Origin of the sequence: Rhodohalobacter sp. 8-1, from assembly GCF_038150125.1 — a bacterium.
GTDB lineage: Bacteria > Bacteroidota > Rhodothermia > Balneolales > Balneolaceae > SW132.
In genome coordinates this window covers 40264-64685 of the sequence record NZ_JBBVMF010000001.1, presented here as the reverse complement: position 1 = coordinate 64685, position 24422 = coordinate 40264, and the positions used below count along the sequence as shown (strand labels likewise).

Here is a 24422-nt window from a genome sequence, read left to right as displayed (position 1 = left end):
AACAAAAACTATAGGTTCTTCAATTATTATTTTACCCGAAGAATGCCTTTCATTCCTGCGAAGTAGTGGCCCGGAAATGTACAGACATACACATAGTCGCCCGGTTCGTCGGGTACCGTAAATTCAATGACGGATGTTTCACCGCCACCTATCATTTTGGTAAAGGCAACCACCTGGTCTTCCAGGGCAGGGGCGATGTATTCGTTGTCTTCGGCAGACATAGATTGCATGACAAAGTTCTGTACGTCGGCATCTTTATCAACAATAGCAATATTATGCCCCATTGCTGTTTTGGGCATGTTGCTTACCACTTCAAATGTGAGCCGAATGGTTTCGCCGGGACTGGCTTCAATCAGGGTTTCACTAAACTTCAGGTTATCTGTGCCTTTAATTGTTAATTCTCGGACCTCATCAGTGCCTGTATTTGCAAATCCATTGATTGATATCAGTGTTGCAAAAAGTGTAATCAGGAGTGTTTTAAATATAGTTTTCATAATGGCTGTTCTATTTAGGTTTAAAAAATTGGTTTGATTTACTTCGAATTATTTGATGGTATTGGATAATACCCGGCTAACTTTTTAGATATCAGCCGGATATTCTCCTATAAATTATCTTTGTCGCGGCCCGGCTTTCAGTGTTCCGGTGGCTCCTTTTTCAGCATCGGCAAATTCGTGATCAATCAGAATGTACTTGCCTTCCTCCGGGACGATAAAGTCCATCGTTGCAGACCCGGATGCGCCCAAAAGCACGGTTTGCATGCCGCGCATTTCGTTTTGCGGATGACCTTCCAGCCAGACGCGGTCGAAGATTGCGCCGATCACGTGGAAGCTTGATGTTCCGCTGGGCCCGTTGTTTGAAACGTGAAGTCGTACGCGTTCACCTTCGTTTGCTACAAGCGGCTGATCGTGAAGGATGGTTTGATGACCGTTAAAGACCACATGGGATGGATTCACGCTTTGCGCAGCTTCAAAATCATACTGGTAAAGATCGCCCGAACCTTTCTTCAGGTAGTATTCAGACTGAACCACCACATATTCGCGGTCTACTTCATAATCAGTCTGATAACCTTCTTTAGGTGATACGACCACCACACCGTGCTGACCCATGGCGGTATGCATCAGCACACTTGGCGTGCCGCAGTGGTAGATGTAGGTTCCCGCATAGTTAGCCACCCAGTCAAACTTGATGGTTTCTCCGGGTGCGATGGTTCTCCACTTGTCATCTTTGGCTACTGTGCCGGCGTGAAAGTCCATGGAGTGGGGCATCGCCATCGTGGCGGGTTTAGCATCCATGTAATTGTTTTCGGCAATCTGCCGTGCATAATCGGATGAGGGTGTCGCACCCGGATCGGTAATCACGACCTCTTCATCTGAGCGGTTTTTCATGGTGAATGTGATTCGATCGCCTTCGCGAACATGAATGACCGGGCCGGGAACCATGCCGCCGAAGGTCCATGCACGGTATCGGACGCCATTGGCCACCTCAATTTCCTGGGTAAAGGTGTCCAGCCGGATCTCGTGATGTTTGTTTCCTTCATAGTCGAGCGGGGCCAGGTTAGGCAGCATGGTAACATACTCACCCACCACTATCGGGCCGTCATAATCTTCAGTAAAGACTTCTGCCTCGGGCATTCCAAAGGTCATTCCGTCCATCATGTATTCCTGCGATTGAGCAGTTGCCCGGCCCACGCCCAGCAACACGATGAGTATCATTACCACTGTAGATATTTGATATAGAGATTTCATAATAATAGGTAGTTGTTATTTAAATATAAAAGACTCTTTTGTCTTATATAGAGTTGCAAGTCTGCATTTCCGCGTTTGATGGATAAGTTACAGGCGAAATATGAATTTAAGATAAAGTTGTCTTATAAAATTTCTGTCCTTATCCGTCACAATCTAACCCCTTGATTTTACTATGTAACCATATAAAAGGCTGCCAAAATCCCCGGGAGTACGGCTGCTGTTAAAAACAAGATGAGCTTTATATTTTCTTTCCCGCCTGCGATAACATCAAATTTACCATTGGAATCAAACAAGTCTACCAGATTTATTTTTGATACCACATACTCTGCCATCGGCATCACGGGCTGAAGAACCGCTGTGTCGAAGGGTAGAAGTAGTATAATTGAGTAAACTGATTTCATCGATAGTACCTTGGTTTGAATGAGATGAACTTAAGTACAAATGACATAAATTAGATAAAAGAGTAAACTGTCTTATTATATAAAACATCCGTATTTTGGTTTTTCGATACATAACAACAAAGACTACACTCCAACTCCATGATACAAAACCAACATCAGTTCCATATTCCTGTTATGGGCACAGGACACTCCATAGATAGCCCCATCCGCGTAGCACATCTCGGTATCAACTCCGTTATTTCGGTGGTTGATGACCTGCTTTGTGAAAAAATCCGAAAGCATTACTGCAAAGAATTCAATTTACCCTACACGAATATTCCGGTCTCGGCAGCAGATGGACGAGCGCAGCGGATCACGGCTTATCTTGATATGGTAGGTGAGATCGTCACCCGGAAGTTTGAAAATTTAAAGAGCATGGAGCTACTGGAGGGATCGGAAAAAGACCGATACTTTAATCTGTTGCCGCAGTCAAACTCCCTGAAAAGTGCCTGCCAGTTTATTGAATCTCTCACCGATGCCGAGATGAGAGCTCGCCTGATTGGGGATTTAACTGAGCGAATGAAGCCGGGTTCCATTGATGTAAATATTATGGCGAAGGTGGATGCCCTTGGTACGGATAAGGATGACCAGTCAATGAGCTCGGAATTCAGCGATGCCAGTGCGGCTCTGCGCGGATATGCTAATAGTAAACTCTCATCAACAGGACTGGTACTGTCAGCGGGATTTAATCCGCGGCTGTACAGCTATCTTTCTGATTTTCAGGATTTTTACCGGGATGCGACCGGGCAGATCAAAAAGAAAGTTATTTTGAAAGTGAGTGATTTCCGTTCGGCGCTGATCCAGGGTAAGTTTCTCGCAAAGAAAGGTATTGAAGTGGCCGAATTTCGGATTGAGTCCGGGCTGAATTGTGGCGGACACGCATTTGCGTCTGACGGGCACCTGATGCCGGTGCTGCTGCAGGAGTTTCGCGAAAAGCGGGAACAGCTCGTGGAAACGTTTCAGCCTATGGTAAAAAACTTTTATGAAACGATGGGTTGGGACTACCCGGATCTGTCTGAAGAAGACATCAAACCAAAAATAACCGTACAGGGCGGAATTGGTACGAATGGCGAAATGCGTCGGCTGCTGGAAGATTTTGAGATGGATGGAACAGGATGGGGGAGCCCTTTCCTGCTTGTGCCCGAAGCTACCTGCGTGGATGAATTTACATCAAAACTGTTAGCCAGTGCCGGTGAAAAGGAGTTGTACCTGAGTAACGTATCGCCACTGGGCGTTCCGTTTAATAATATTCGCGGATCAGGGTCAGAAATTCATACCAAAGAACTGGTCGCCAAAGGAAAACCGGGCTCAAAATGCCCAAAAGGATTTTTGGTCTCCAATACGGAGTTTACCGAGAATCCAATCTGTACAGCCTCGGCTGAATACCAGATTTTGAAAATCAGCTCCATACATGAGAGTGATCTTCCTGATGAGGATAAAGAGAAGCAAAAAAACAGGGTGATGGAAAAAACCTGCCTCTGCACAAATCTTGGTACGGGATCGCTAATTCGACTGGGAATTATGAAGCCGACGTATGGTCGTCAGGCGATTTGCCCGGGACCCAATATTGCGTGGTTCAGCAGGGAATATTCTCTTGATGAGATGGTGGATCATATCTATGGACGCGGCGAATCCCTGGTGCCAGAAGATCGCCCCCACATGTTTGCCAAAGAGTTAGTGATGTATGTGGATTACGTCAGCGAGCTGGCTACCCAAATTGGCCCTGAAGATAAAAAGCAGTGGAGAAGACTTGGGAAGATGAGGAACAACCTCGAGAAGGGGATTGATCTCTGCATGGAAATTTCAGCTAAGAAACCATATCGCGATGAAAACCTTGTATCGTTAAAAAAGACGGTTGAAGAGCAGCGGCTGCGGCTTACTATACTGTTCGAGACTCAGATGGCGGAGGCTTAGAGCGAAATACAGGAGAGTGCATGATAGGTTTACCAAAACGATTTAAAAACTAAACCTCCAAGGTTTTTAAAACCTTGGAGGTTTTCCCAAATATGCCCCGACGCTCACAGGACCTGCGGACGCTGTCAGGTCTGATTTATAAATTGAATTCACATAAAACAGAATCTGCCATGAAAGATATTCGCAACGATGACGACATTCGCCTGCTTGTAGAGACCTTTTACGGACGTGTTCAGAATAATGAGCGACTGAACTATATCTTCAGCGATGTAGCCGATGTAGACTGGGACCATCACTTGCCCCGGATGGTTGATTTCTGGTCGAACCTGATCTTTCAAACCGGCCGTTATAAGGGGAAGCCATTTCGGAAGCATATGCCGCTTCCTCTTGAAGAAAATGATTTTCATCTTTGGTATGGTCTGTTCGTAGAGACGGTGGATGATCATTTTGAAGGACCAAAGGCCGAACATGCCAAGGAGATGGCATCCAAAATTGCGGCATCATTTTCTTTGAGAATGAAGATGGAAGGAAAATATTAGAACCCATAAACAAGCTTTATGAAATACAATATCAACACAATACTAACCGGGTCGTTCTTCCTGCTGGTATTTGCCGGATTGGCGGTTGCACATTACCAGAATCAGGACCAGGATACCGATTCCAAACAGGACGCTGAAACAGAAAGCATCACTCAACCGCTGGAACTACCCACGATCATGCGCATGCTGATGATCGATATGCATACCATCAACGAAGGTATCTTCACGCAAAACTTTGACCTGATTGAGCAGGGTGCCGCAAATATAAATGATCATCCTCCGCTGTCTGATGAAAGCCGTTCGCTGGTTCAAAACACACTCGGCGAGCGCATGTCGCAGTTTGGGGCATATGATAAAGTGGTCCATGGCACGGCAGATTCGCTGCGCGGAGCAGCACAGAATCAGGATATGAACAGAGTGATGAAACATTACAACATGATTCAGCAGGGATGTGTAAGCTGTCATGCAGCGTTCCAGGAAGAGATTCGCTATGAACGTCTCCGGCGTCAAGCACGGAACAGGGATTAACATGGATAATAGTTTAGATGAACTCAAAGCTGAACAGCAACTTGCAGTAGGTGTTCGAAACGCCTGTATTGAAGCAGCTGTAAGCGCCATACAGAAACTGGATATTGCAAAGATTGTTGAACAACATCACACGAAATGAAACAGCCCATCACAGGATTTCATAAAGATGAGGAGGGAGACTGGGTAGCTGATCTTAAATGTGGCCACACCCAACACGTAAGGCACGACCCGCCATGGCAGCTTCGGCCGTGGGTTGTAACGGAAGAGGGCAGACGCGCTAAATTGGGAAAAGTGCTGGAATGTAAAGAGTGTGATAAATAATGTTTAAGCGAACAGTAAAATGATGACATTTTACTGTTATCAAACCCAAACAGCTAATTGCTGATCGCGTTCCGAAAGCATTTGTAACCTGAGTTCGATTATAAATCGGGGCAAGAATACTCCCCTCCTGTGTAAGGAGGGGCAGGGGGTGGTAGCTTTAGGTTTCGAGCTCAAATTAGACTCAAAAAATACTGTTATTCCAGGGATGGCCAAGGCAAAACCACCCCTTCATGCCAGCTGGCGGATCCCTTCGGGAAAATCCCTTCTTTGAGAAAGGAGTGGACTTTTTGACCACATTCAATGAGATTAATAATCGAACTCAGGTGTGTGCCTTGAAGTAAAGGGTAACTTGTCATTTATGGCAAGTGTTCTTTTACATGCTGTTGCAAAGATGGTAGTTGGCCTACCGAAGGCGCTGTCAGCCAGCGCCTTCAAACCACCGTCTGGTGCTCGTTAGCGGGTGTTGAGCGAGACGGAAAAGGTGAGCGACGACTCATCAGGTAAGACTCGAATGAGCCGAACGCAAGTGAACGACTGTTGAAGCATCGATATTCGTCAGATTCTGTCAGAACCGGAGAAGTACCTGAGTGCCCCGGCAAAGTACAGCGGGCGCAAGCTGATACTGGCTGTACGGCAGGCGGTGTTAAGGTCGCGGGACATCGAGTCAGGCTTTGCTACGGAACAAGGGAACCGACCTGCCGGGAGTGCAAGTGGGTGCAAGCAGAAACCCTGCGTCCGCCAGCTGGCGGATGGCAGGCAGGCGGGGCGGATCAGCTCGTAGTAGTGGCAAGAGCCTGTGAAAGCAGGCAGGAGCGAGGGGGCTGAGTCGTTGGGTCGCATAACAATCAACAACCAACAAAGTTGGGATGACTGACTATTATGAGACAAAATCGCAACCCATCAGCAAGCTGATGGTATGGAGGGCTTACCGAAAGGTAAAAGCCAACGGGGGGAAGTGCGGGTATCGATCAGGTAAGCCTGGATGCGTTCAGCGACGACCTGTCGAGAAACCTGTACAAACTGTGGAACCGGCTAAGCTCCGGCAGTTATTTTCCACCTCCGGTAAAACAGGTAAAGATTCCGAAGAAGTCCGGTGGTCAGCGCAGTTTGGGGATACCAACTGTGGCAGATCGTATTGCCCAACAGGTCGTCAAGACGTGGCTGGAGCCTAAACTGGAACCGATCTTCCACGAGGACAGCTATGGATACCGACCGGGCAAGAGTGCCCATCAGGCACTGGCAAAGGCTAACTACCGATGCCGGTACTATGATTGGGTGCTTGATCTGGACATTGCCGGATTCTTTGACAACATTGATCACGAGCTGATGCTTAACGCCCTCCGGCACTATCATGCCCCCGACTGGGTGTGCATGTATGTGAAGAGGTGGCTGCAAGCTGAGGTTGTTCAGGCCGATGGACAACGAATCTCCACCAGTAAAGGGACACCCCAAGGTGGAGTCATCAGTCCATTGCTGGCGAATCTGTATCTGCACGTGGGGTTTGACGGGTGGATGAGAAAGCATCATCCGACCATTCCGTTTGAACGGTATGCTGACGATATTGTCGTACATACCCGAAGCAAAGCACAGGCAGAGTTCATTAAAGTACGAATTACTGCCCGGATGGAGGAATGCAATCTCCAACTTCACCCGGAGAAAACACATATTGTGTATTGCAAGGACCGGCGACGCCGAGAGACTCAAAGCCAAACAAGCTTCGATTTTCTGGGGTACACATTCCGCCCGCGCATATGCAATACTGAACAGGGATGGCAATTACTGTATGTGCCTTCTATGAGCAGAAAAGCAAAAGTCTCCGTAACGGAGAAGTTGAAACAGCTGAATCTGCACAAGTATAAGGGCACGATTCAGCACATGGCCAAACTGCTTAACGTGCGTATCCGGGGATGGATGAACTATTACTGCCGATGGAGTAAGTGGACAACCACATGGGTATGGCGAGTATTAAACCTAAAGCTGATTAAATGGCTCAAATGGAACCGCAGGTTCTCTAAGAAACGAGCTGTACATTGGCTGAAGCAAGTATATAAAGCCAATCCAAGGTTGTTTGCTCACTGGAGCCTGGTTCATCCGTGAAATCCATAGCGATTCAACGACAGGAGCTGTATGATGGGAGACTATCACGTACGGTTCTGTGAGAGCCTTGGGGTGAAATTCCCCTTGGCTACTCGACTTGTAACATGTGAAGCCAAACCAATAGGCCTGTGGATAATTACAGCTGAAGTTGTCATGAATACTTTTCAAATTATACCTGACCGTTGACATCTAAAAAACCATACATTCATGGTTCAGAGACTCAAATAAAAAGATTGAGTTTATTGAATAACCCCTTAATAATACAGGTTTAAGAGTGCATATGGCTGATTTAAGTCGTATTTTAATATAGAGAGAAAGAGTGATTATTAGATAGTGGCATTTATACAGATAAAAGAGAAACCTAAAATAAAAAACCATGTCAAGTCCACATATCGTTATACTCGGATGCAATTTTGCAGGACTTACAACCGCAAGATATATTCGCGACGCTGTAAAAGACAAAGCAGAGATCACCATCATTGACCGTAAATCACTTCTTACGTTTGTGCCAAACATTCCTATGCAGGTATTAGAGAACAAAAATCCCGGCATTGATATGAATTTCCAGTTCATCTCGTTTTTGGAAGATGATGGCAGTACGTTTATACAGGCTGAAGTAAAAGATATTGATCCCGAAGTCAATAAAGTGTTTTACAAACCTAATGAACGCTCCGGACATCCGGTTCGTGAAATGCAATACGACTATTTAATTGTAGCATTGGGTAACCGTTTGGCCTACGATGCGGTTGATGGATTTAGTGAATATGGCCATAGTGTTACGGATATTTTCCTGGGAAATCGCTTAAGAAATTATCTGCATGAAGAATACAAGGGCGGACCTATCGGCCTCACTTCAGATCTGTTTCATCAGGGTAAGAGTGATAAGCTTCCCGACGGCTTGCCCGTAGCGGAAACCGCCTGCGAAGGCCCGCCTGTTGAACTGGCTTTCTCGCTGGCACATTGGTTAGGAGAACATCAGAAAGGGGATGAATCTACCATTTATTTATCAACCCCGGCTAAAGTTATTGCTGAAGATGCAGGTGAGACTATTCTTGATGAGCTTCTGCCCATGATGGATAAAAAGGGATATAATTACCAGGCAAATACCCGCGGGATAAAAAGGATTCATAAAGACGGAATTGAATTCAATGACGGTTCATCACAGGAAACTGAAATAGCCATTATTTTTCCCGATTGGCGAGCCCATAATTTTCTTAAAGAGTTACCATTCACGGATGACAAAGGCTTTGTTGTAACTGATTTGTATATGCGAAATCCCGATTATCAAAACATCTTTGCAGTCGGTGATGCTGCTTCAATAACGGTACCCAAGATCGGTTCGCTGGGCCACATGGAAGCCGAAGTGCTGACCAATACCATAGCTAAAGAGCTGGGTGTAATAGAAGGTGATATTGAACCGATGAAATTTGAGCTGCTATGCATGGGTGACATGGGCGGCATCAAGGGTTTTTATATGCGCACAGATGAATGGTGGGGCGGAGAGGAATCGCATCTGGAAATGGGCGTGACGCCTTATGCCCTCAAAATGGGCTTCAAAAAAATGTATTATACCTTAGGTGGCAAAGTACCACACTGGGGCGTTGGCTTGAGTAAAGTAATTGGCGACCACACCCTCTTGTAAGGCTACCCATAGTTTAACAACAGAACCGTAGACAAAAGCTTATTTCCAAAGCGGGAACTGAAAGCCCGCCGTTTCTTGCCTAACCGCTATCGCCAGTTTTATGTTACATGTAAAATATGTTGATATACAATTAACTATTTCATCATTTTTTTTAAATAAGCTCTTCAAACATTCTTCACAATACTGAGTTATTTTAAGACAAATGAGTCTTAATTTAACATATCGTAAGTATACCGCCCTGATCACTTTGATCGTGATGCTGTGGAATGTGGGCGGATGGCTTGCAACAGGCCTGGTGATGAATCACGCCCACCACGGATATGATAATTTTATTTGCGAGGTTTCGTTTTGCTACTGCGAAACTGATGAGGCAGAAACGGTGTGCACCTGCCATCATCACGACATGGATAGCGCTTCTGAGCATCAATCAGATGACCACGATAAGCCCGGTACATGTTATTTCACAAAAGACCACACCCCGAATACCACAGCGTCACAGCTTGTGTTCACGAATAGTCTAACGGCGTATTACTTTCCTGAATCTGCGCCTTTTTATAGAACAACAATGTCCTACTTACCCTCTGAGCCGATTTCAACTCTGCTCACCGGAAGTTTAGATGACCTGCTCCGCCCTCCACAGGTTTAATCTGTCATATCTCTTCTTAAATCAACGTCTGTCGCACACAGAATACCGTGACTGATGAATCAACCTACAGCCGTCGCACCGTCTAATTTTTTAACGGGCAGCGTGAAGAGCACCCTATTTGATTGATCGTTCACCCTGTGACCGGCAGCATCTCTATCAAACAAATTAAACCTGTTGGTATAATTATATGACATTTCTAAGATGGGCGGGCACCCTTACAGCCTTTGCGTTACTCGTATTCACTCTTGCATCCTGCGACGTTACAAACAGTTCCGATTCAGAACCTGAACTGGATCTCGTCACAATCGGATCTGTAACTTCAGATGACTACAAAATCTCTCTGGAGTCAGAATCCACGCTTGAAACCGGAGCCAATCAACTCTACTGGAAAATTGAGCGCGGCGGAGACCTCGTGACTCCCGAATTAATAACCATCACGCCGATGATGGATATGGGGAATATGATGCACTCCACGCCTTACCAGCAGCCGGAAGTTGCCCCGGAAGATGATCGCTACTACTCAAACATGGCTATATTTATTATGGCAAGCGGTTCGATGGGAAGCTGGGCAATCGAATTTGAAATCACTTTGCTGAACCAGGAAATACTTACCGGGGAGATCCCCGTAGAGGTTGATTCCTCATGGCGGCTGACCAGTGTTCGGGATGATAATGATAAGATCTATTTTATTACCTGGCTACATCCTAAGCAACCGGTAACCGGCAACAACACGCTGGGATTTATGGTCCACACAAGAGAGTCGATGATGAGTTTCCCTCCTGTGGAAAATGCTGAACTGGAGATCTATCCGTACATGGATATGGGAGGCGGCAGCGGTCACTCAACGGAGTTTACCTCTCCGGAAGCAGAGGGATCAGGCTACTACGAAGGCTCCATCAACTACAGCATGAGCGGAACCTGGACAACCTCGGTAACCCTGACTGCAGGCGATATAACCCTGCCGGAAGTGATGTTTGAATACAGCGTTCAGGCACAATAAATCAATGAAAATCGTGAATTGAGCCGGTATCTATTACCGGTCGTTCACCAAACAAACAGAGCCATGAAATTTCTTTTAGCCAATCTACTTTTTCTGATCTGGGCTTCGTCTGCATTTGCCCAGGTGTCCGCGCTTCGAGTGCTCGACCGGACAACAGGCGAACCCGTTATACAGGCCCATATAAAATCAGATGAGCAAACGGTTATCGCTACTACCGGCACCGATGGGTATTTTACCATTAACCGCGATGATTATCCTGTAATTATCGTAACTGCCGTGGGATACCAGTCCCGTGAGTTCGTGCTCAGGGCCGGCATGGAGACTCTTTACATGAATCCCGAAATTTACCGAATTGAAACCGGGCTCCTGGTTTTGGCGAATCGCGAGGGGGAAAACAATGTGCAGGCCTATCAGCAGCAGCATCACGCTCAGAACATGGACCAGTTTCTCGATAAAATTGACGGCCTTTCTACCAATAAACGCGGGGCTTTTGCATGGGAACCGGTCATACGTGGTGAAAGTGATCAGCGTATGAACCTGATGATCGACGGTATGCAGGTTTTCAAGGCCTGTGTGGATAAAATGGACCCGATCACCTCCTATGTGGAAACGTCCAATTTATCCGAACTCCATATCGACAAGAGCGGAAGCGACGTGGCTTCCTCAGGCGGAGGCAGCAGCTCCATCAACCTTGTTACCCGCGGGGCTGAACCGGAATCTTTTTCCATGAATGTAAGCACCGGATATCGCCTGCCCGACAACTACCGGTCGCTTTCTGTTGCTGGAAATACCTCTGACCGCACCGGAAGGCATGCCGTGCGGTTTTCGGGAAGCTATAAAAAAGCTGATGATTTTGTATCAGGCAACGGTTCACAGATCGATAATTCCCAGTACGAAAAACTAAACCTGAACGTGAGCTACAGGCATCGTCTGCCATCAAACCATACTATTGAAGCAAATTACATCACCGATAAAGCATATGATGTAGGATATCCCGCGTTGCTGATGGATGCAACGAAAGCACTGGCCGATATTGGTCAGCTCAGGTTTAATTTTGCACCTACGGACAAAAGCTGGCGCGTTGAAACCGTTCAAATCTACGCCAACGCCATTCGCCATACGATGGACGATTACAGCCGTGATGTAGAAAACCGTGAAGTGATGGGCGGGATGCATATGCCGATGTTTGGGGAAACTTTTACGGCAGGGACCCGGGTGAATGGTCAGGCCGGGATTTCCCGGCACTCATTTGAGTGGTTTCTGGACGGGTATTATTCCCGGGCGTATGGTGATATGGAAATGAACAGCCACGATCCCAATATTGAGGATATGTTCATTTACAACCTGCAGGACGTAAATACCTGGCAGGGGAATATAGGCATGAAGCACCGGTTTATGATATCGGATGACCTTCTGCTGAAAGCCGAGCAGAACATTGCACTAAAGAATCTCGATACTGGAAGTGAACGCTTTGCGTCATTTTTCGAAGGTCTGTATAACAGAGGGCTCAATACGCGCCCGAACATTCTTCTGTCAGCCTCCGGCAACCTGCTCTGGATGCCGTTCGACGACTGGAGTTTTTCAGGCTCCCTGGTGTACTCCGAGCGGATGGGGAACCACATGGAGCGATTTGGTCACTACATCTACAACTATACCGATGGCTATTTCTACGATGGAAACCCGTGGCTGAAAACGGAACGAGCCATCAATACCGACCTGAATACAACCTGGGAAACGGATAGTCACTCCATTTCGCTATCCCTGTTTCACAAGCAGTATTTCAACTACATAGATGGCATCCTTTCTGAAGGTACAGGAAACATCGGTCTTGATTTCAAGCGCTACGCGAATGTGGGTGACGCAACCATCACGGGCGGAGAGTTCCGAAGCCTGAACCGATTGGGTCCCCGGCTAAGTATTGAAAACCGGGTCTCCTATTTGTACGCCCGAAATCAAACCCTTGACGAGCCGCTTCCATTAATTCCGCCCCTGAAAGGGTTCAGCACTATGCATCTTCATCACAAAGGGAACAGGCTGATGGGAGAGGTAGAATGGGCTGCCGCTCAGCACCGAATTGCGGAAACCGCATCCATTGAGGATGCCACCCGGGCCTTTGCCGTACTGAATCTCACCTGGGAACGCGACTGGCTGAATGGGTCGCTCACATCCATTCTGCAGGCAAACAACCTGCTTGATCGACACTATCACACGCATACCAGTATTGGAAACATTCCTGAGGCAGGACGTTCAGTGATGGTTTCGCTTAGCTATGCTTTTTGAGAGAACGTGGTAATTTACCCAAAGCTGCAACGCTCACAAGATTTGCCTCGGTTATTTTAGGCGGAAAAGTTATTGGTAGCCCCTAATTTTACCCCAAAAAGCGGGGCAACACCATTTGAGCAGTGACAGGATAATTCTCCCTTTCAGGGAAGTACTCCGCCGGCTTGCGGAGGGAGGGATGTACAGCATGATACTATTCAGCCATTACCACAGGGTTTCGAGCCGATCGTGAAGTTTCTGAACACCCCTCGCATCCTGTTCTAAGCGAACAGGATGATCTCCCCTCAGAAGGGAGATCGGACTCACAGATAAAAGAAAACTGCTATGCCAAACAACTAATTTAAAATCTGTCAATGGTAATGCAGTAAAATGTACTGGTACAGAAAACTTCCTGTTTCTTTAAAATCCCGGGGATTTCGCAGTGTATAAAGCGCAGTTCCCGGGATATCGCACAGGACAGGCTACAACTCCTTGTTCATCACCATACTGACCAGATAGTCCGGCATGAACGCTTCCCGTACGGCGATAAACTCTGAAAAGGCCTTTTCGTCCATATCAAAAATAACCTGGAGTACCGGCCGTGCTAAAAATGGAAAGACAAGCATGCTCATGATGTTCACGAAAATCTGTTCCGGCGGCAGATTAACAGTATTGCCTTTTTCTCTCTCTTCTTTTATTTGATTTAAAAATGGCTGTACTCGTTTTCCGATCTCCTTAGCGATAAATTTTTTCAGACGGCTGGGATTTTTATTCATCTCGTGAATCACAAATAGCGGGATGTCCGGGTTGGCTTTGACGAGTTCGAGATATTTTGCGGAAAACTTTCGAAGCTTCATATCCAGCGGCATCTCCTCATTTAATAGCGACGCTACCTGCGGCATCAGCTTGATGATGGAGAGCTCATACACTTTTTCGAAAAGTTTCTCCTTCGAACGGTAATAGTAGTGCAGCATCGACTTGTTGATATCTGCCTTATCTGCTATTTCCTGCATCCGTGCGCCTTCAAGCCCCTTGCTTTGAAAAACATCTCTTGCGGCGTCAAAAATTTTCTGTTCTGTAGAGGATGATTCTGTTTCGCTACTCATACTGCGGAGATTAGGATTTTGAATTGGATAAGTAAAATAGGAAAGATTGGCACAAAAGTTAACTATATGGTTAAACTAAATTGTCTGTATCAAACTTTCAGATCAGTAAACTAAATATAAAATGTTCTATAAATAACTGCTATATAATGGTTTAGTTGATTTAAAAAAAGATAGATAAGAAGTATTTAAATATTCAACCATATGGTTGAACTGTATGATTTATGTCCGTAAACTACGGTTGAACACAAACCGGAAATATTGACATGAATAAAGCCTTGTTAAGTTTTTCAATACTTTTACTGTTAACGATTACAGCTTCATGCAGCGGTGTATCAGCGGATAAATCCTCAGAACAATCGAGTGAAGCTGCAGCGGCTGAAATCGGCTCGCCACAAATCACCTTTTTTACGGTAGAAACCGAACAAATAGCGGATCGGGTATCCCTAAACGGCCGACTTCGTGCGGAGAATCGGGTTGAGCTTTTTCCGGAAGTTCCGGGAAAAGTGGTGGAGGGAACCAAGCCGTTTCGGGAGGGAGTTTCCTTTCAAGAAAGAGAGATGTTAGTTCAGCTGGACGATAGTGAGGCGAGGCTACAGATTCAATCATCCAGAAGTAAATTTAAAACGCTGGTATCTGCGCTGATGCCCGATATTAAGCTGGATTATCCGGAAACCTTACCACGATACGAGAAGTGGTTTAATTCGCTGAACGCTGAGAATAACCTTGTCGCTATTCCTGAATTCGGAGAGGGCGTTCGCCGTTATTTGGAATCCAAAGGAGTCTACGAGCTCTACTACACTATTAAAAGTGCGGAGGATCGATTGGAGAAATTCACGATTCGGGCACCGTTTTCGGGAGTGTTATCAGCCGCAAAAGCTGAACCGGGTCAGGTTGTGGGGCCGCAGTTTCATTTGGGCACATTTGTAGATTCCTCGCTGATGATTTTAAATGCTTCTATAGATCCTGCCCAAGTTGAGTGGATTCGGCCGGGTATGACGATGGCGGTATCAAATCAGGGTCAGACCGAATCTTACAAAGCAGAGATTGTGAGGGTAAATCCGTCAGTGGATTCATCATCACAGCAGGTGTTGATATACCTGGAAGTGTCGGGTGAAAAGTTACGCGAAGGAATGTACCTGGAGGGCGAGATCGAATCAGAGACGAAAAGAGAGCTGGCCCGAATTCCGAAATCAGCCCTTTTGAGAACGGGCGGCGTGCTTGCCAAAAGAGATGGGAACCTGGTTGATGTGACCGTTGAAATCCATGACCTGGAAAGGAGCCATCTCTGGGTAAGCGGACTGCAAAACGGAGACGAGATCGTTATGGATGTCTCTGAACCCGTTAGCGGACGAATCATTAATTATAGTCATTTATGAAGAGATTAATCAACTTTTTTATCCGCTATCCCGTCATGGTTACCCTGGGGCTGATGATCGTTGTTCTGATGGGCATTCTTAGCTTCAGCCAGACGCGGTACACGCTGAACCCGCCGGAGGCCCCGACTGAAATTTATGTAAACATTATTTATCGCGGGGCCTCGCCGCTGGAAATTGAGGAGCGGGCGATCTCGAGGATTGAGGAGAACCTGAACGGAATTTCCGGTATGGACAGGCACACCTCGGTAGCCCGGGAGAACAGCGGACGCATAACCGTGGAGATTTTTGAGTGGGCTGATATCGACAGGGTACTGGTTGACGTGGAGAACGCGGTAAACAGGGTGACTGATTTTCCTGACCAGATGGACCGCCCGATCGTGTATAAGCAAGAGATGCTCAATCCCACGATTTCGCTTGCGCTGACGGGAGAAATCTCGCTTCAGCAGAAAAAAGATTATGCCGACCAGATCAGGGACGTATTTATTGTTGAAAAAGGGATCTCAAATGTTTTTTTGCTTGGATTTCCACCTGAGGAAATTTCTATTGAGCTGAATGATGAGCAGATGGATCGATATGGTATTTCTGCACAGGAAGTGGCAGAAGCAGTTAGGAAAAACAACATTGATATCACCGGTGGCGAGCTAAAAACAGGAGATGCTAATTGGCAGATCCGTGCAGAGAATAAGGAGAGGACGGCACTGGAAATAGCTCAAATTCCCGTGAGATCGGGTATGAATGGTGAACGAGTACTGCTGAAGGATATAGCAACTGTAAAAGACCAGTTCGATGATCGGCCCGTTGAGCGCTATCTCGATGGCGAAGAGTCGGTAGTAATACAGGTGCTTACAACTAACGATGAAAACCTGGTGGCCATCGCCGAAGAAGTGAAGGAGTATGCCGGGCATTTCAATACGCTGCACAGTGGCGTTGAGCTGACCGTGGTTGAGGATTTTTCGGAGTTTGTAAATGAGCGGGTTGAATCGTTGAGGAGCAATGCCATTTTCGGGTTGATCCTTGTATTGATTATCCTCACGCTTTTTCTTGATAAACGGATTGCGATGTGGGTGTCGCTTACAATACCGCTCGCTATTCTGGGGACATTTGCCTCAGCACTCCTGGGATATGGATTCACGATCAATCCGGTGTCGATATTTGGGATTATCCTGGTTTTGGGGATGCTGGTGGATACCGGTGTGGTGGTTGCGGAAAATATTTACCGCCATTACAATGAATTTGGGGAATCCCCCGTGGAGGCCGCTAGAAATGGAGCTGCGGAAGTGGCCTCACCCATGATTATCTCGCTTATGACTACCGCAACGGCATTCAGCCTCTTCTTTTTCCTTCCGGGAAAGCCCGGTGCCTTCTTTACGGAAGTCTCATTTGTGGTTGTGAGCGCACTGCTGGCCGCACTGATCGTCACGTTTCTGTTTTTGCCTCAAAAGCTCACAATTTCAAAAGTACTGTCTGATAAGAATAGTCAAACCCGTTTCGAAAAAGCCATGGCCAACGGCCTCACAGGGTTCAGGGACAAATATTTTATCCCTTTTACAGATTTTGTTTCACATAAGTGGCGATGGCTCAATGTTTTCGTTTTTATTCTCTTGCTGATAGGTTCTGTAGCTTTAATCAGAACCGGGGTGTTGCCGGTCACTTTTTTCCCTTACCTGGATGATGATGTGCAGCTGGTGCGGATTGAGATGGAGCCCGGAGTTCCAATTGATACAACACGAGCTAAACTGATGAAAATTGAAGAAGCGGTTTATAAAATCGGGGATCAGTTGAGCTCTGAACGGGCTGACAATGAAAAAGTGATACGCAATGTGGAGAGAATTCTGGGTCCTGAAAGCCATCAGGGAGAACTTCGAATCGTAATGATGGGAGGCGAAGAACGGGGAATCCCGGCATATGAAATTAACAACATGTTCAGGGACGAAGTGGGTGACGTTCCCGGTACAAACTACATCCGGTTTATTTCTGCACTGGCGGAGCACCGGTTTGGAGGATTGCCGGTAGATATTTCAGTTTCGGGCAAAAGTATGGAGGAAATACAGCAGGCATCTGAAAAGCTTAAAACATCACTTGAAAAGAGAGATGACCTGGTGGATGTAGCCGATACCGATCAGCGTGGGAACCCCGAGCTTCATATTGAACTGTCAAAAGCGGGCGAGCAGCTCGGGCTTACGCTCCAGGATATTATGATGCAGGTCCGAACGGCATTTTTTGGAATGGAAGTACAAACGCTTCAGCTTAGGGGAGATGATGTTCGGATATGGCTGAGATTTCCGGAGGAAAACCGGGAGAGTTACCGGGATCTCTTGAACGTAAAAATCAGGACACCGAAAGGTGCATACCCTCTGTCGCAAGTGGCACATATTTTTCCGACAGATGCATCCCTCAACATCAACCATATTAATGGCAGGCGAACCATCCGGGTAGATGCTGACCTGGCCGACCCATCTCTTTCAGCTCCCGGAATCCTGGCCGATATCAGAGAAAACACGCTGTCGTCCCTGGAGCAGGAGTTTCCAGAAGTTCAGTTTGTGATTGAAGGGCAGAACAGGGAGTCGGCAAAGGTAACAGAAGCGATGCAGTCAGTTGCACCCATTATTCTGCTCATAATCCTGGCACTAATTGTGATCAACTTTCAGTCGTTCAGCCAGACATTCCTCGTATTGCTTTCTCTGCCATTTGCCTTTACGGGCGTGGTGATTGGGCACTGGATTCACGGGGCGACTATGAACATATTTTCCCTGATCGGGATGATTGCCCTTATCGGTATTTTAATCAACAACTTACTGGTGCTCATTACGGCATTTAACGACAATCTGAAATCCGGAATGACATTTGAAGAGGCGCTGAAAGATGCGGTACGGTCACGATTCCGACCCATTTTGCTTACAACGCTGAGTACCGTAGCCGGACTTGTCCCCATGATTTTTGTCGGCGGACTCGCCTCAGCATTCCTAAAACCACCGGCAATTTCCATCGCCTATGGACTTACATTTGGGCTATTGATCTCCCTGACACTGGCACCTGCATTCTTGGTCATTTTCAACAACGCCAAATTCAAACTTCTGCAGCTCGCGGGTAAAAAACCGGAATCACAGGAAAGTATCGAGCCGGCTGTCATACTTCATGAACATCATAAAAAGAGTTCACTATGAGATTTCTAATTTTTTCTTTTATTCTGGCGATTATGGCAGGAAGTGTCTCTGCTCAGCAGCAGTTTACACTTGATGAAGCGATTAAAGCGGCGCTGGAGCATAACCATAGCGTAGAGATCAGCAATATCGAAACAGACATTGCAGAGAACAGCGTTTCGCGCGGAAATGCCGGTCAGCTCCCAAATCTGGCGATAACAGGCGGACTGAGTGCTTCATACACAGACCTTGATATAACACCGGGGTCGTTCTTTCGGAATCTGCTCGATCCGCAGAATAGCGGTCAGCAGGTGGGAAGCCGGTCTATTTCGTATGATGGTGTTACAACTACGCAGTTCAGTTCACAGATCGGGACACAGATAGTGATCTACAACGGAATGAGGGGACGGCTACGGTACAAAATGCTCGAAACGGGCAGCGATTTAGCCGATCTGCAGTATCGGTCTGAACTGGAAACTACCATTTTAAATATCACCGCTCAGTTTATCAGGGTTGCTTCGTTTCAGAAAGCGATTGAAGTAAAAGAAATATCACTTGAGCAAAGTAATGACCGTTTTCGTGCGATTGAGACGAGGCGGGAATATGGTCAGGTGAATGAACAGCAGCTGCTTCAGGCCCTGGCCGATTTAAAAAGCGACAGTACGGCATACAGAAACCTGAAGCTACAGTATGAAACTGCATATCGGGATTTACATACAGAAATAGGGTGGGATCAGCGCAAAATGGATAATGTGGCTGATGAATTTAATGCTGCCGATCTGCCGAATTACGAAGATTTCTTGGCTTTGATGATGGAAAATAACTCTGTGCTGAACATCAGGGAGAAGCGTTTGGCGCAGGCCGAGCTGAATGAGCGGGTAACGAGGGCCGGCTTTCTGCCTTCGTTAACTGCAACAGCCGGATATGGCTACAGCTATACGAACGCTACCGAAGGACAGTTTGAAACACAGGAGCAGCTTGGATTCAGCGGCGGGATAACACTCAAGATTCCGATTTTCAGCGGCGGACGAAATCGTATCGAGTCTCAAAATGCAAAAGATAGGATACGCCAGGAGGAGCTGCGCAGGGAAGAGTCGGCCATACAGCTTCAAACCCGGTTCGAAAACAGCTGGCAGCAGTATCTGCACCTACAGAATCAGCTTGAAACGGAAAGATCAAATCTATCCGTATATGAACGGAATTACGAACGTGCGAAGGTGACGTTCGACCGCGGCGAAATTACCGGTGTAGAGTTACGTGCAGCCCAGCTCTCATTGGAAAATGCCCGGCTCAGAGTAGCAGAAACTGGTTTTCAGCTGAAGCAGACTGAGACATTGCTGCGCTATCTGACGGGTACTTTTATTACGGATTATTCACATTAATTGATATTTAGTACTAAGATTTTAAATCATAACACAAATCAAAAAACAAAGATAAATGAGCAAGAAAAACAGAATAGGTCTCGACACTAACAAAACAAAAGAACTGGCTGAAAAGCTGAACATTTTATTGGCGAACTACTCCGTGTTTTACCAGAACACGAGAGGATATCACTGGAATATTAAAGGAGATACTTTCTTTGAACTACACGTAAAGTTCGAAGAGCTGTACAACGACCTGGTTTTAAAAATTGATGAGGTGGCTGAGCGAATTTTAACGCTGGGATACACGCCCGAGCATCAATATTCAGAGTATGTAAAAGTCTCCGAAATTTCAGAAAGCGCAAAAGAGAGTGACGGAAAAAAAGCAGTGAATCACATCCTCGACTCCTTCAAAGTTACGCTAAAGCTGCAGCGGGAAATTCTGGAGTTGTCGGACGAAGCAGATGATGAAGGCACCAACGCACTGATGAGCGACTACATCAGCGAGCAGGAGAAGCTTGTATGGATGTACTCTTCTTATGCGGGAGAATAGGCTTAAGCTGCAGGAAAGAACACTGCAAAAAAGTGGTACCGTCTCGATTAAATTCGGGTCGGTATCTTTTTAAATCTATTCGATAGCTTAATATGTCATTGACAGAAAACATTACGTGCCAATATTTTAGACGAAAAGTGGTAAGATCAAAATGTGTGTAGGGCAAAATGGAAAAGAATAATCATATTATGCCTAAATGGATACGTTTTTTAATAGCCGCAATTGCAATTGGATTTGGTTTGTTGACAGTTTCTGCGGGGAGCCGGGTGCTTTTTGATATATCAGAGCCCGGTTACATCGTTTTTTTGCCCCTTCTGATTTTTAATACACTGATGGGATTTATTTATATGTCCACGGGATATCTTATTTTGAGAAATGCTCAAAAAGGGAGAAAAGCATCGAAAACGATTTTTATACTGAACTTATTAGTCTTAGTCATCATACTATTACTGTATTTTTTTAGCAGTGATCAGGTGGCAGCAGACAGCATCAAGGCGATGGTTTTTAGAACGAGTGTTTGGCTGGCCATTTATTGGAGTTTAAAAAAATCGATTTTCAGACAATGACAGAAAAAATCTCACTCAGTTTTATGAGACTTTCCCTATGACCGATAGGCTGAATATAACTCACCTTCACGTTCTACTCTCTTCCTTTCCTCACCAATCCACCTCACAGGCCCCGCCTCTGAACTGAAGACTCTCATCGGTGTACTGATGGAACTCTATTTTTACCCCGTTGGGATCCTCTGTCCAAGACTGCCAGGATTTATCAACCCCAAGTTTCTTATCCGTTGCATCAAATCCATTAGATCGTAATGTCGAAATAACCTGATTGATATCATCCGTCTCAATGGCCAGATGATCGATATTGCCTGCCGCTCCGGGGTCACCTTTGAAAACTTCAATAAATGAATCGTTGCCAAGTTTAATATAATACCCAAAAAGGGCGTCATCTTTCATAAAAACAAAACCTTTTTCCAAGCCGAGCAGATCGCAGTAGAATCTTTCAGTTTCTGCTAGATCTTCAGTGTGAATGCAAACATGTGCTAATCGTGTAATCATTGATTTTGGTATTGTGCCTGGGGTTTGTCTGGTAATTCATAAGTGCACTTTGTCGTAGAATAATTTAGTGACCTCAAGATACATTTTGAAACCTAAACTAATCATTGTAGATGCAACATAGGGTGAAAAGATAAACATAGTATTTTATCTGAATAGATTTGCAGTGGTTAAAGTTCTATCCTCTATTGAGACAGGGGAATGGATCGGCATTTCTCATTTATAAAGTTACTACTTCTTCCGGTGCAGGGAGCATGATCGGTAATCAAATATACGTAGAAGCATTATCGGGGTATTTTGTTGGTCTTTCTGGTATCAACCGAATTACAAATGACACTAACGCACGTGACAACAGAATGTAGCCTGTGCATCAGCTTTGAGATATCTTCTGAGAGGATACTATACCATACACTTCCTCCTCAATCCGTTTATGAAGATGTTCGATATGGGATGGCCCAACCTCACAGCAGCCGCCAACAATAGAGGCACCGACATTAATCCACTCCATCACATGCGAGGCATATTTCTCTTCGTCCAGATCACTTCTGGCGGATAGTTGTCCCACGGTTTCTCCCGGTTTAAGGGGCTCAACAGTGGTAAATCCATTGGCATATCCTCCGAATGGAATATTCAGATGCTGTAGCGATTTCATTCCCTTGGTTATCGTTTCCGGAAAGGAGCAGTTGAACAGAATGGCATCAAGGGAATAACCGATCATGGCATTCAGCGCTTCATGAATGGATTCTCCGGAGCGAAGCTGATTCGGCTGCCTGTCTGACAGTGTAAAACTCAAATAAACCGTTTTACCGCTCTCAAGTGCAGCTTCTGATGCTGCTTTCGCCTCTTTTATACTTGCAATGGTTTCGATGAGAAACAGGTCAACAATGGGTTCCTGAAGAGCAACAATTTGCTCATATTCCTGCTTGATCTCTGCAAAGGAACGTTCATCCGGAACATAGCTTCCCGTCAACGGAGGGAGGCAGGCTGCTATCTGAACATCCTCTGTTATAGATCCAAGTTCATCCCGGGCATTTAGCGCGATTTCTGTAGCCTGTAACTGAAGCTTCTGGAACCACTCGACTTCCCCGTCACGCCGAAGACGGGTTGGAGTAACTGTGTAACTGTTGATAGTTAGGATGCGGGCTCCTGCTTTGAGGAAATCCTTGTGAACTTCTTTCACGATATTCGGCCGGTCGATCATCACTTTGGCAGACCAAAGCGGGTGAGCAGGTTTTTTGGATCGCTTATAAATTTCCTGACCTGTACCGCCGTCTAATAAGCATATATTTTTCATAGTCTGTGTAGTAATAGCCATTTTTTATGGATTTGATCAACTCCATGAGTGAGCACATCTATTAGTTCAGTAGTTGCCCCTGATTTTCAATCACGTTTCTGTATGGGTTATAAATTTTTCTGATTAGTAAATAATTCCAAAGATCCGGAACCATCAGATTTATTATTCATTATTTAAGTCCTGATTTAGATGCCATGGCGCAGATCTATCAGATGAATCTCCGGAAATCTGAACTGAGACCTGATTTGTCTTTGAGCTAAAGCGTTTTCCCGCGTTCAGACCGTTCGGCAAATTCATAGCCAGAATGCCCGTAAAATCTTTTTTAACGGAGACCTTATCTGAGGTTGTAAAGTCAATTTGGGTCATAAACTGTTCCTGTTTTGTAAAGAGCTGTTTCGCTTGTACCGTTATCTCACGAAGTTTGATGCCGCCGGGCTAGGAGGGAATTCCCTCAACAGGATTCTTTTGGATATCCATATACCCTATGATGTAGATTGATGAGACTTCAATAAACAGGACAGGTTCATCTTTCACAAGTTTAAACCCGGCTCAAAACGTAAAGTACCGAACGCCTTTCTGCTTCATGAATTCAGCCACTTCCGGAGGAGCGGCGGTTCCGATGCCTTGCGTCAGATCCACTTCTGTGTAGTCACGGTTTGGGAGAAATATGCCGCAGACGTCAACTTGCACACCGCGATCGATCAGCCCATCTAAAAGCTGTTTAGGTGAGCGATCAGGAGGAGCAAAAGAGGGTGACTCATGGTTTTTGAGTGCCAGCATACCTGCGTCACTGCAAAGAAGTACGCGGACCGGCACATCCTTGTTGAGTGACTGTGTGGCAAGGACCATCGCCATCATTTGTGTTTCAGCGTCGTCTGAGGTGAGTACAACAAAAAGCGATTCGCTGTCTGATTGTGCCTCAGCCATTCCGGCAAATCCGAAAAGTGTAATAAATAGTGCAATGAGTGTTTTCATGAGTATAGGAGATTAGTGTGGATTTGTATTTTGTTAATTGGTAGTGAGGTAACATGATCAGGCAAAATCTTCTACGGCAACCTGGTAGGCGTGCAGCGGATTATCCCGGTCTCCTTCATACTCTTTGTTATAATTTTTCACTTCTTCCAGAATGCTTTTTACAGTCGCTTCATCCTGAAAGGAGAAAAAGAGGGTAGAGTAGATGCCCTGATCTCCCTGTGAAAACCAGCTTCGTATATCCGGTTTATGTTTTTCAGTTCGAAATCCATGCATTTCGGTTTCGCTATAGACAGGAACGTTGTTTCGTGTCATCATGGACCGGACTTCATTCGCGAATTCGGCTATGCTTAGTATGATCAGAAGTTTCATGGGTATGGTGGTTTGGTTTGTTGTTGGATAAAGTCCTGACAGGTTTCAAAAACCTGTCA

The 24422-nt window shown here is 45.9% G+C and carries 24 protein-coding genes; 16 read left to right on the top strand and 8 right to left on the bottom strand.

Annotated features, from left to right (window positions below):
* Positions 1 to 26: 26 nt before the first annotated feature.
* The 3 genes from AABW11_RS00305 to AABW11_RS00295 form a co-directional block, all read right to left on the bottom strand.
* Positions 27 to 494 (bottom strand): plastocyanin/azurin family copper-binding protein, encoded by a 468-nt coding sequence (locus AABW11_RS00305; protein WP_340102488.1) that lies wholly within the window; start codon positions 492 to 494, stop codon positions 27 to 29.
* A 114-nt stretch (positions 495 to 608) separates the two neighbouring features.
* The gene (locus AABW11_RS00300; RefSeq protein WP_340102487.1) at positions 609 to 1745 is read right to left on the bottom strand and encodes a multicopper oxidase domain-containing protein; all 1137 of its coding nucleotides are present in this window, start codon (positions 1743 to 1745) and stop codon (positions 609 to 611) included.
* A gap of 170 nt (positions 1746 to 1915) precedes the next feature.
* Entirely contained in the window at positions 1916 to 2146 is a 231-nt protein-coding gene (locus AABW11_RS00295) for a hypothetical protein (RefSeq protein WP_340102486.1), read from the bottom strand.
* Positions 2147 to 2284: 138 nt separating this feature from the next.
* On the opposite strand from AABW11_RS00295, the gene AABW11_RS00290 reads away from it, so the two are divergent.
* From AABW11_RS00290 to AABW11_RS00240, 11 genes are all read left to right on the top strand, one after another.
* A complete protein-coding gene (locus tag AABW11_RS00290; protein ID WP_340102485.1) occupies positions 2285 to 4099 on the top strand; it encodes a hypothetical protein in 1815 nt (604 codons plus the stop codon).
* 170 nt (positions 4100 to 4269) lie between these two features.
* Complete coding sequence (locus tag AABW11_RS00285) at positions 4270 to 4638, top strand: group III truncated hemoglobin (protein ID WP_340102484.1); 369 nt, start codon at positions 4270 to 4272, stop codon at positions 4636 to 4638.
* An 18-nt stretch (positions 4639 to 4656) separates the two neighbouring features.
* The gene (locus tag AABW11_RS00280) at positions 4657 to 5166 is read left to right on the top strand and encodes a hypothetical protein (protein WP_340102483.1); all 510 of its coding nucleotides are present in this window, start codon (positions 4657 to 4659) and stop codon (positions 5164 to 5166) included.
* 1 nt (position 5167) lies between these two features.
* On the top strand, positions 5168 to 5305 hold the full coding sequence (locus AABW11_RS00275) for a hypothetical protein (RefSeq protein ID WP_340102482.1): 138 nt from the start codon (positions 5168 to 5170) through the stop codon (positions 5303 to 5305).
* Positions 5302 to 5487 (top strand): DUF3565 domain-containing protein, encoded by a 186-nt coding sequence (locus tag AABW11_RS00270; protein ID WP_340102481.1) that lies wholly within the window; start codon positions 5302 to 5304, stop codon positions 5485 to 5487. Before AABW11_RS00275 ends, AABW11_RS00270 begins: the two co-directional genes overlap by 4 nt.
* 537 nt (positions 5488 to 6024) lie before the next feature.
* Positions 6025 to 6312: a hypothetical protein gene (locus tag AABW11_RS00265; protein WP_340102480.1), complete on the top strand. Its 288-nt coding sequence runs from the start codon at positions 6025 to 6027 to the stop codon at positions 6310 to 6312.
* Positions 6313 to 6450: 138 nt separating this feature from the next.
* Positions 6451 to 7584 (top strand): group II intron reverse transcriptase/maturase, encoded by a 1134-nt coding sequence (gene ltrA, locus AABW11_RS00260; protein WP_340102780.1) that lies wholly within the window; start codon positions 6451 to 6453, stop codon positions 7582 to 7584.
* A gap of 376 nt (positions 7585 to 7960) precedes the next feature.
* On the top strand, positions 7961 to 9226 hold the full coding sequence (locus AABW11_RS00255) for an NAD(P)/FAD-dependent oxidoreductase (RefSeq protein WP_340102479.1): 1266 nt from the start codon (positions 7961 to 7963) through the stop codon (positions 9224 to 9226).
* A 202-nt stretch (positions 9227 to 9428) separates the two neighbouring features.
* Positions 9429 to 9872, top strand: a complete 444-nt coding sequence (locus tag AABW11_RS00250) for a hypothetical protein (protein ID WP_340102478.1) — start codon at positions 9429 to 9431, stop codon at positions 9870 to 9872.
* A gap of 187 nt (positions 9873 to 10059) precedes the next feature.
* Positions 10060 to 10872 (top strand): FixH family protein, encoded by an 813-nt coding sequence (locus tag AABW11_RS00245; RefSeq protein WP_340102477.1) that lies wholly within the window; start codon positions 10060 to 10062, stop codon positions 10870 to 10872.
* A gap of 63 nt (positions 10873 to 10935) precedes the next feature.
* Entirely contained in the window at positions 10936 to 13152 is a 2217-nt protein-coding gene (locus AABW11_RS00240; protein WP_340102476.1) for a TonB-dependent receptor domain-containing protein, read from the top strand.
* Between the two features lie 461 nt (positions 13153 to 13613).
* On the opposite strand, the gene AABW11_RS00235 is transcribed toward AABW11_RS00240, so the two are convergent.
* The gene (locus tag AABW11_RS00235) at positions 13614 to 14237 is read right to left on the bottom strand and encodes a TetR/AcrR family transcriptional regulator (RefSeq protein ID WP_340102475.1); all 624 of its coding nucleotides are present in this window, start codon (positions 14235 to 14237) and stop codon (positions 13614 to 13616) included.
* Positions 14238 to 14500: 263 nt separating this feature from the next.
* Between AABW11_RS00235 and AABW11_RS00230 the strand changes: the two genes are divergently transcribed.
* The 5 genes from AABW11_RS00230 to AABW11_RS00210 all read left to right on the top strand — a co-directional run bounded on the left by AABW11_RS00230 (position 14501) and on the right by AABW11_RS00210 (position 21233).
* A complete protein-coding gene (locus AABW11_RS00230) occupies positions 14501 to 15613 on the top strand; it encodes an efflux RND transporter periplasmic adaptor subunit (RefSeq protein WP_340102474.1) in 1113 nt (370 codons plus the stop codon).
* The gene (locus AABW11_RS00225) at positions 15610 to 18777 is read left to right on the top strand and encodes an efflux RND transporter permease subunit (RefSeq protein WP_340102473.1); all 3168 of its coding nucleotides are present in this window, start codon (positions 15610 to 15612) and stop codon (positions 18775 to 18777) included. Before AABW11_RS00230 ends, AABW11_RS00225 begins: the two co-directional genes overlap by 4 nt.
* Positions 18774 to 20135: a TolC family protein gene (locus tag AABW11_RS00220; protein ID WP_340102472.1), complete on the top strand. Its 1362-nt coding sequence runs from the start codon at positions 18774 to 18776 to the stop codon at positions 20133 to 20135. The genes AABW11_RS00225 and AABW11_RS00220 overlap by 4 nt, the downstream gene beginning before the upstream one ends.
* Positions 20136 to 20190: 55 nt before the next feature.
* A complete protein-coding gene (locus tag AABW11_RS00215) occupies positions 20191 to 20667 on the top strand; it encodes a Dps family protein (protein WP_340102471.1) in 477 nt (158 codons plus the stop codon).
* A gap of 167 nt (positions 20668 to 20834) precedes the next feature.
* On the top strand, positions 20835 to 21233 hold the full coding sequence (locus AABW11_RS00210; protein WP_340102470.1) for a hypothetical protein: 399 nt from the start codon (positions 20835 to 20837) through the stop codon (positions 21231 to 21233).
* A 90-nt stretch (positions 21234 to 21323) separates the two neighbouring features.
* On the opposite strand, the gene AABW11_RS00205 is transcribed toward AABW11_RS00210, so the two are convergent.
* The 4 genes from AABW11_RS00205 to AABW11_RS00190 form a co-directional block, all read right to left on the bottom strand.
* Positions 21324 to 21728, bottom strand: a complete 405-nt coding sequence (locus tag AABW11_RS00205; RefSeq protein WP_340102469.1) for a VOC family protein — start codon at positions 21726 to 21728, stop codon at positions 21324 to 21326.
* Positions 21729 to 22095: 367 nt separating this feature from the next.
* Positions 22096 to 23040 carry a homocysteine S-methyltransferase family protein gene (locus tag AABW11_RS00200; protein WP_340102468.1) on the bottom strand — a complete coding sequence of 315 codons (945 nt, stop codon included), beginning with the start codon at positions 23038 to 23040 and terminating at the stop codon, positions 22096 to 22098.
* A gap of 528 nt (positions 23041 to 23568) precedes the next feature.
* Positions 23569 to 23994 carry a DsrE family protein gene (locus AABW11_RS00195; protein ID WP_340102467.1) on the bottom strand — a complete coding sequence of 142 codons (426 nt, stop codon included), beginning with the start codon at positions 23992 to 23994 and terminating at the stop codon, positions 23569 to 23571.
* A gap of 57 nt (positions 23995 to 24051) precedes the next feature.
* Positions 24052 to 24363 carry a hypothetical protein gene (locus tag AABW11_RS00190; RefSeq protein WP_340102466.1) on the bottom strand — a complete coding sequence of 104 codons (312 nt, stop codon included), beginning with the start codon at positions 24361 to 24363 and terminating at the stop codon, positions 24052 to 24054.
* Between the last annotated feature and the right edge of the window lie 59 nt (positions 24364 to 24422).

Bases quoted from the DNA above. Each gene is read 5' to 3' on its own strand.
- AABW11_RS00305 (WP_340102488.1), bottom strand. From the start codon at position 494: ATGAAAACTATATTTAAAACACTCCTGATTACACTTTTTGCAACACTG.
- AABW11_RS00300 (WP_340102487.1), bottom strand. From the start codon at position 1,745: ATGAAATCTCTATATCAAATATCTACAGTGGTAATGATACTCATCGTG.
- AABW11_RS00295 (WP_340102486.1), bottom strand. From the start codon at position 2,146: ATGAAATCAGTTTACTCAATTATACTACTTCTACCCTTCGACACAGCG.
- AABW11_RS00290 (WP_340102485.1), top strand. From the start codon at position 2,285: ATGATACAAAACCAACATCAGTTCCATATTCCTGTTATGGGCACAGGA.
- AABW11_RS00285 (WP_340102484.1), top strand. From the start codon at position 4,270: ATGAAAGATATTCGCAACGATGACGACATTCGCCTGCTTGTAGAGACC.
- AABW11_RS00280 (WP_340102483.1), top strand. From the start codon at position 4,657: ATGAAATACAATATCAACACAATACTAACCGGGTCGTTCTTCCTGCTG.
- AABW11_RS00275 (WP_340102482.1), top strand. From the start codon at position 5,168: ATGGATAATAGTTTAGATGAACTCAAAGCTGAACAGCAACTTGCAGTA.
- AABW11_RS00270 (WP_340102481.1), top strand. From the start codon at position 5,302: ATGAAACAGCCCATCACAGGATTTCATAAAGATGAGGAGGGAGACTGG.
- AABW11_RS00255 (WP_340102479.1), top strand. From the start codon at position 7,961: ATGTCAAGTCCACATATCGTTATACTCGGATGCAATTTTGCAGGACTT.
- AABW11_RS00250 (WP_340102478.1), top strand. From the start codon at position 9,429: ATGAGTCTTAATTTAACATATCGTAAGTATACCGCCCTGATCACTTTG.
- AABW11_RS00245 (WP_340102477.1), top strand. From the start codon at position 10,060: ATGACATTTCTAAGATGGGCGGGCACCCTTACAGCCTTTGCGTTACTC.
- AABW11_RS00240 (WP_340102476.1), top strand. From the start codon at position 10,936: ATGAAATTTCTTTTAGCCAATCTACTTTTTCTGATCTGGGCTTCGTCT.
- AABW11_RS00235 (WP_340102475.1), bottom strand. From the start codon at position 14,237: ATGAGTAGCGAAACAGAATCATCCTCTACAGAACAGAAAATTTTTGAC.
- AABW11_RS00230 (WP_340102474.1), top strand. From the start codon at position 14,501: ATGAATAAAGCCTTGTTAAGTTTTTCAATACTTTTACTGTTAACGATT.
- AABW11_RS00225 (WP_340102473.1), top strand. From the start codon at position 15,610: ATGAAGAGATTAATCAACTTTTTTATCCGCTATCCCGTCATGGTTACC.
- AABW11_RS00220 (WP_340102472.1), top strand. From the start codon at position 18,774: ATGAGATTTCTAATTTTTTCTTTTATTCTGGCGATTATGGCAGGAAGT.
- AABW11_RS00215 (WP_340102471.1), top strand. From the start codon at position 20,191: ATGAGCAAGAAAAACAGAATAGGTCTCGACACTAACAAAACAAAAGAA.
- AABW11_RS00210 (WP_340102470.1), top strand. From the start codon at position 20,835: ATGGAAAAGAATAATCATATTATGCCTAAATGGATACGTTTTTTAATA.
- AABW11_RS00205 (WP_340102469.1), bottom strand. From the start codon at position 21,728: ATGATTACACGATTAGCACATGTTTGCATTCACACTGAAGATCTAGCA.
- AABW11_RS00200 (WP_340102468.1), bottom strand. From the start codon at position 23,040: ATGGCTATTACTACACAGACTATGAAAAATATATGCTTATTAGACGGC.
- AABW11_RS00195 (WP_340102467.1), bottom strand. From the start codon at position 23,994: ATGAAAACACTCATTGCACTATTTATTACACTTTTCGGATTTGCCGGA.
- AABW11_RS00190 (WP_340102466.1), bottom strand. From the start codon at position 24,363: ATGAAACTTCTGATCATACTAAGCATAGCCGAATTCGCGAATGAAGTC.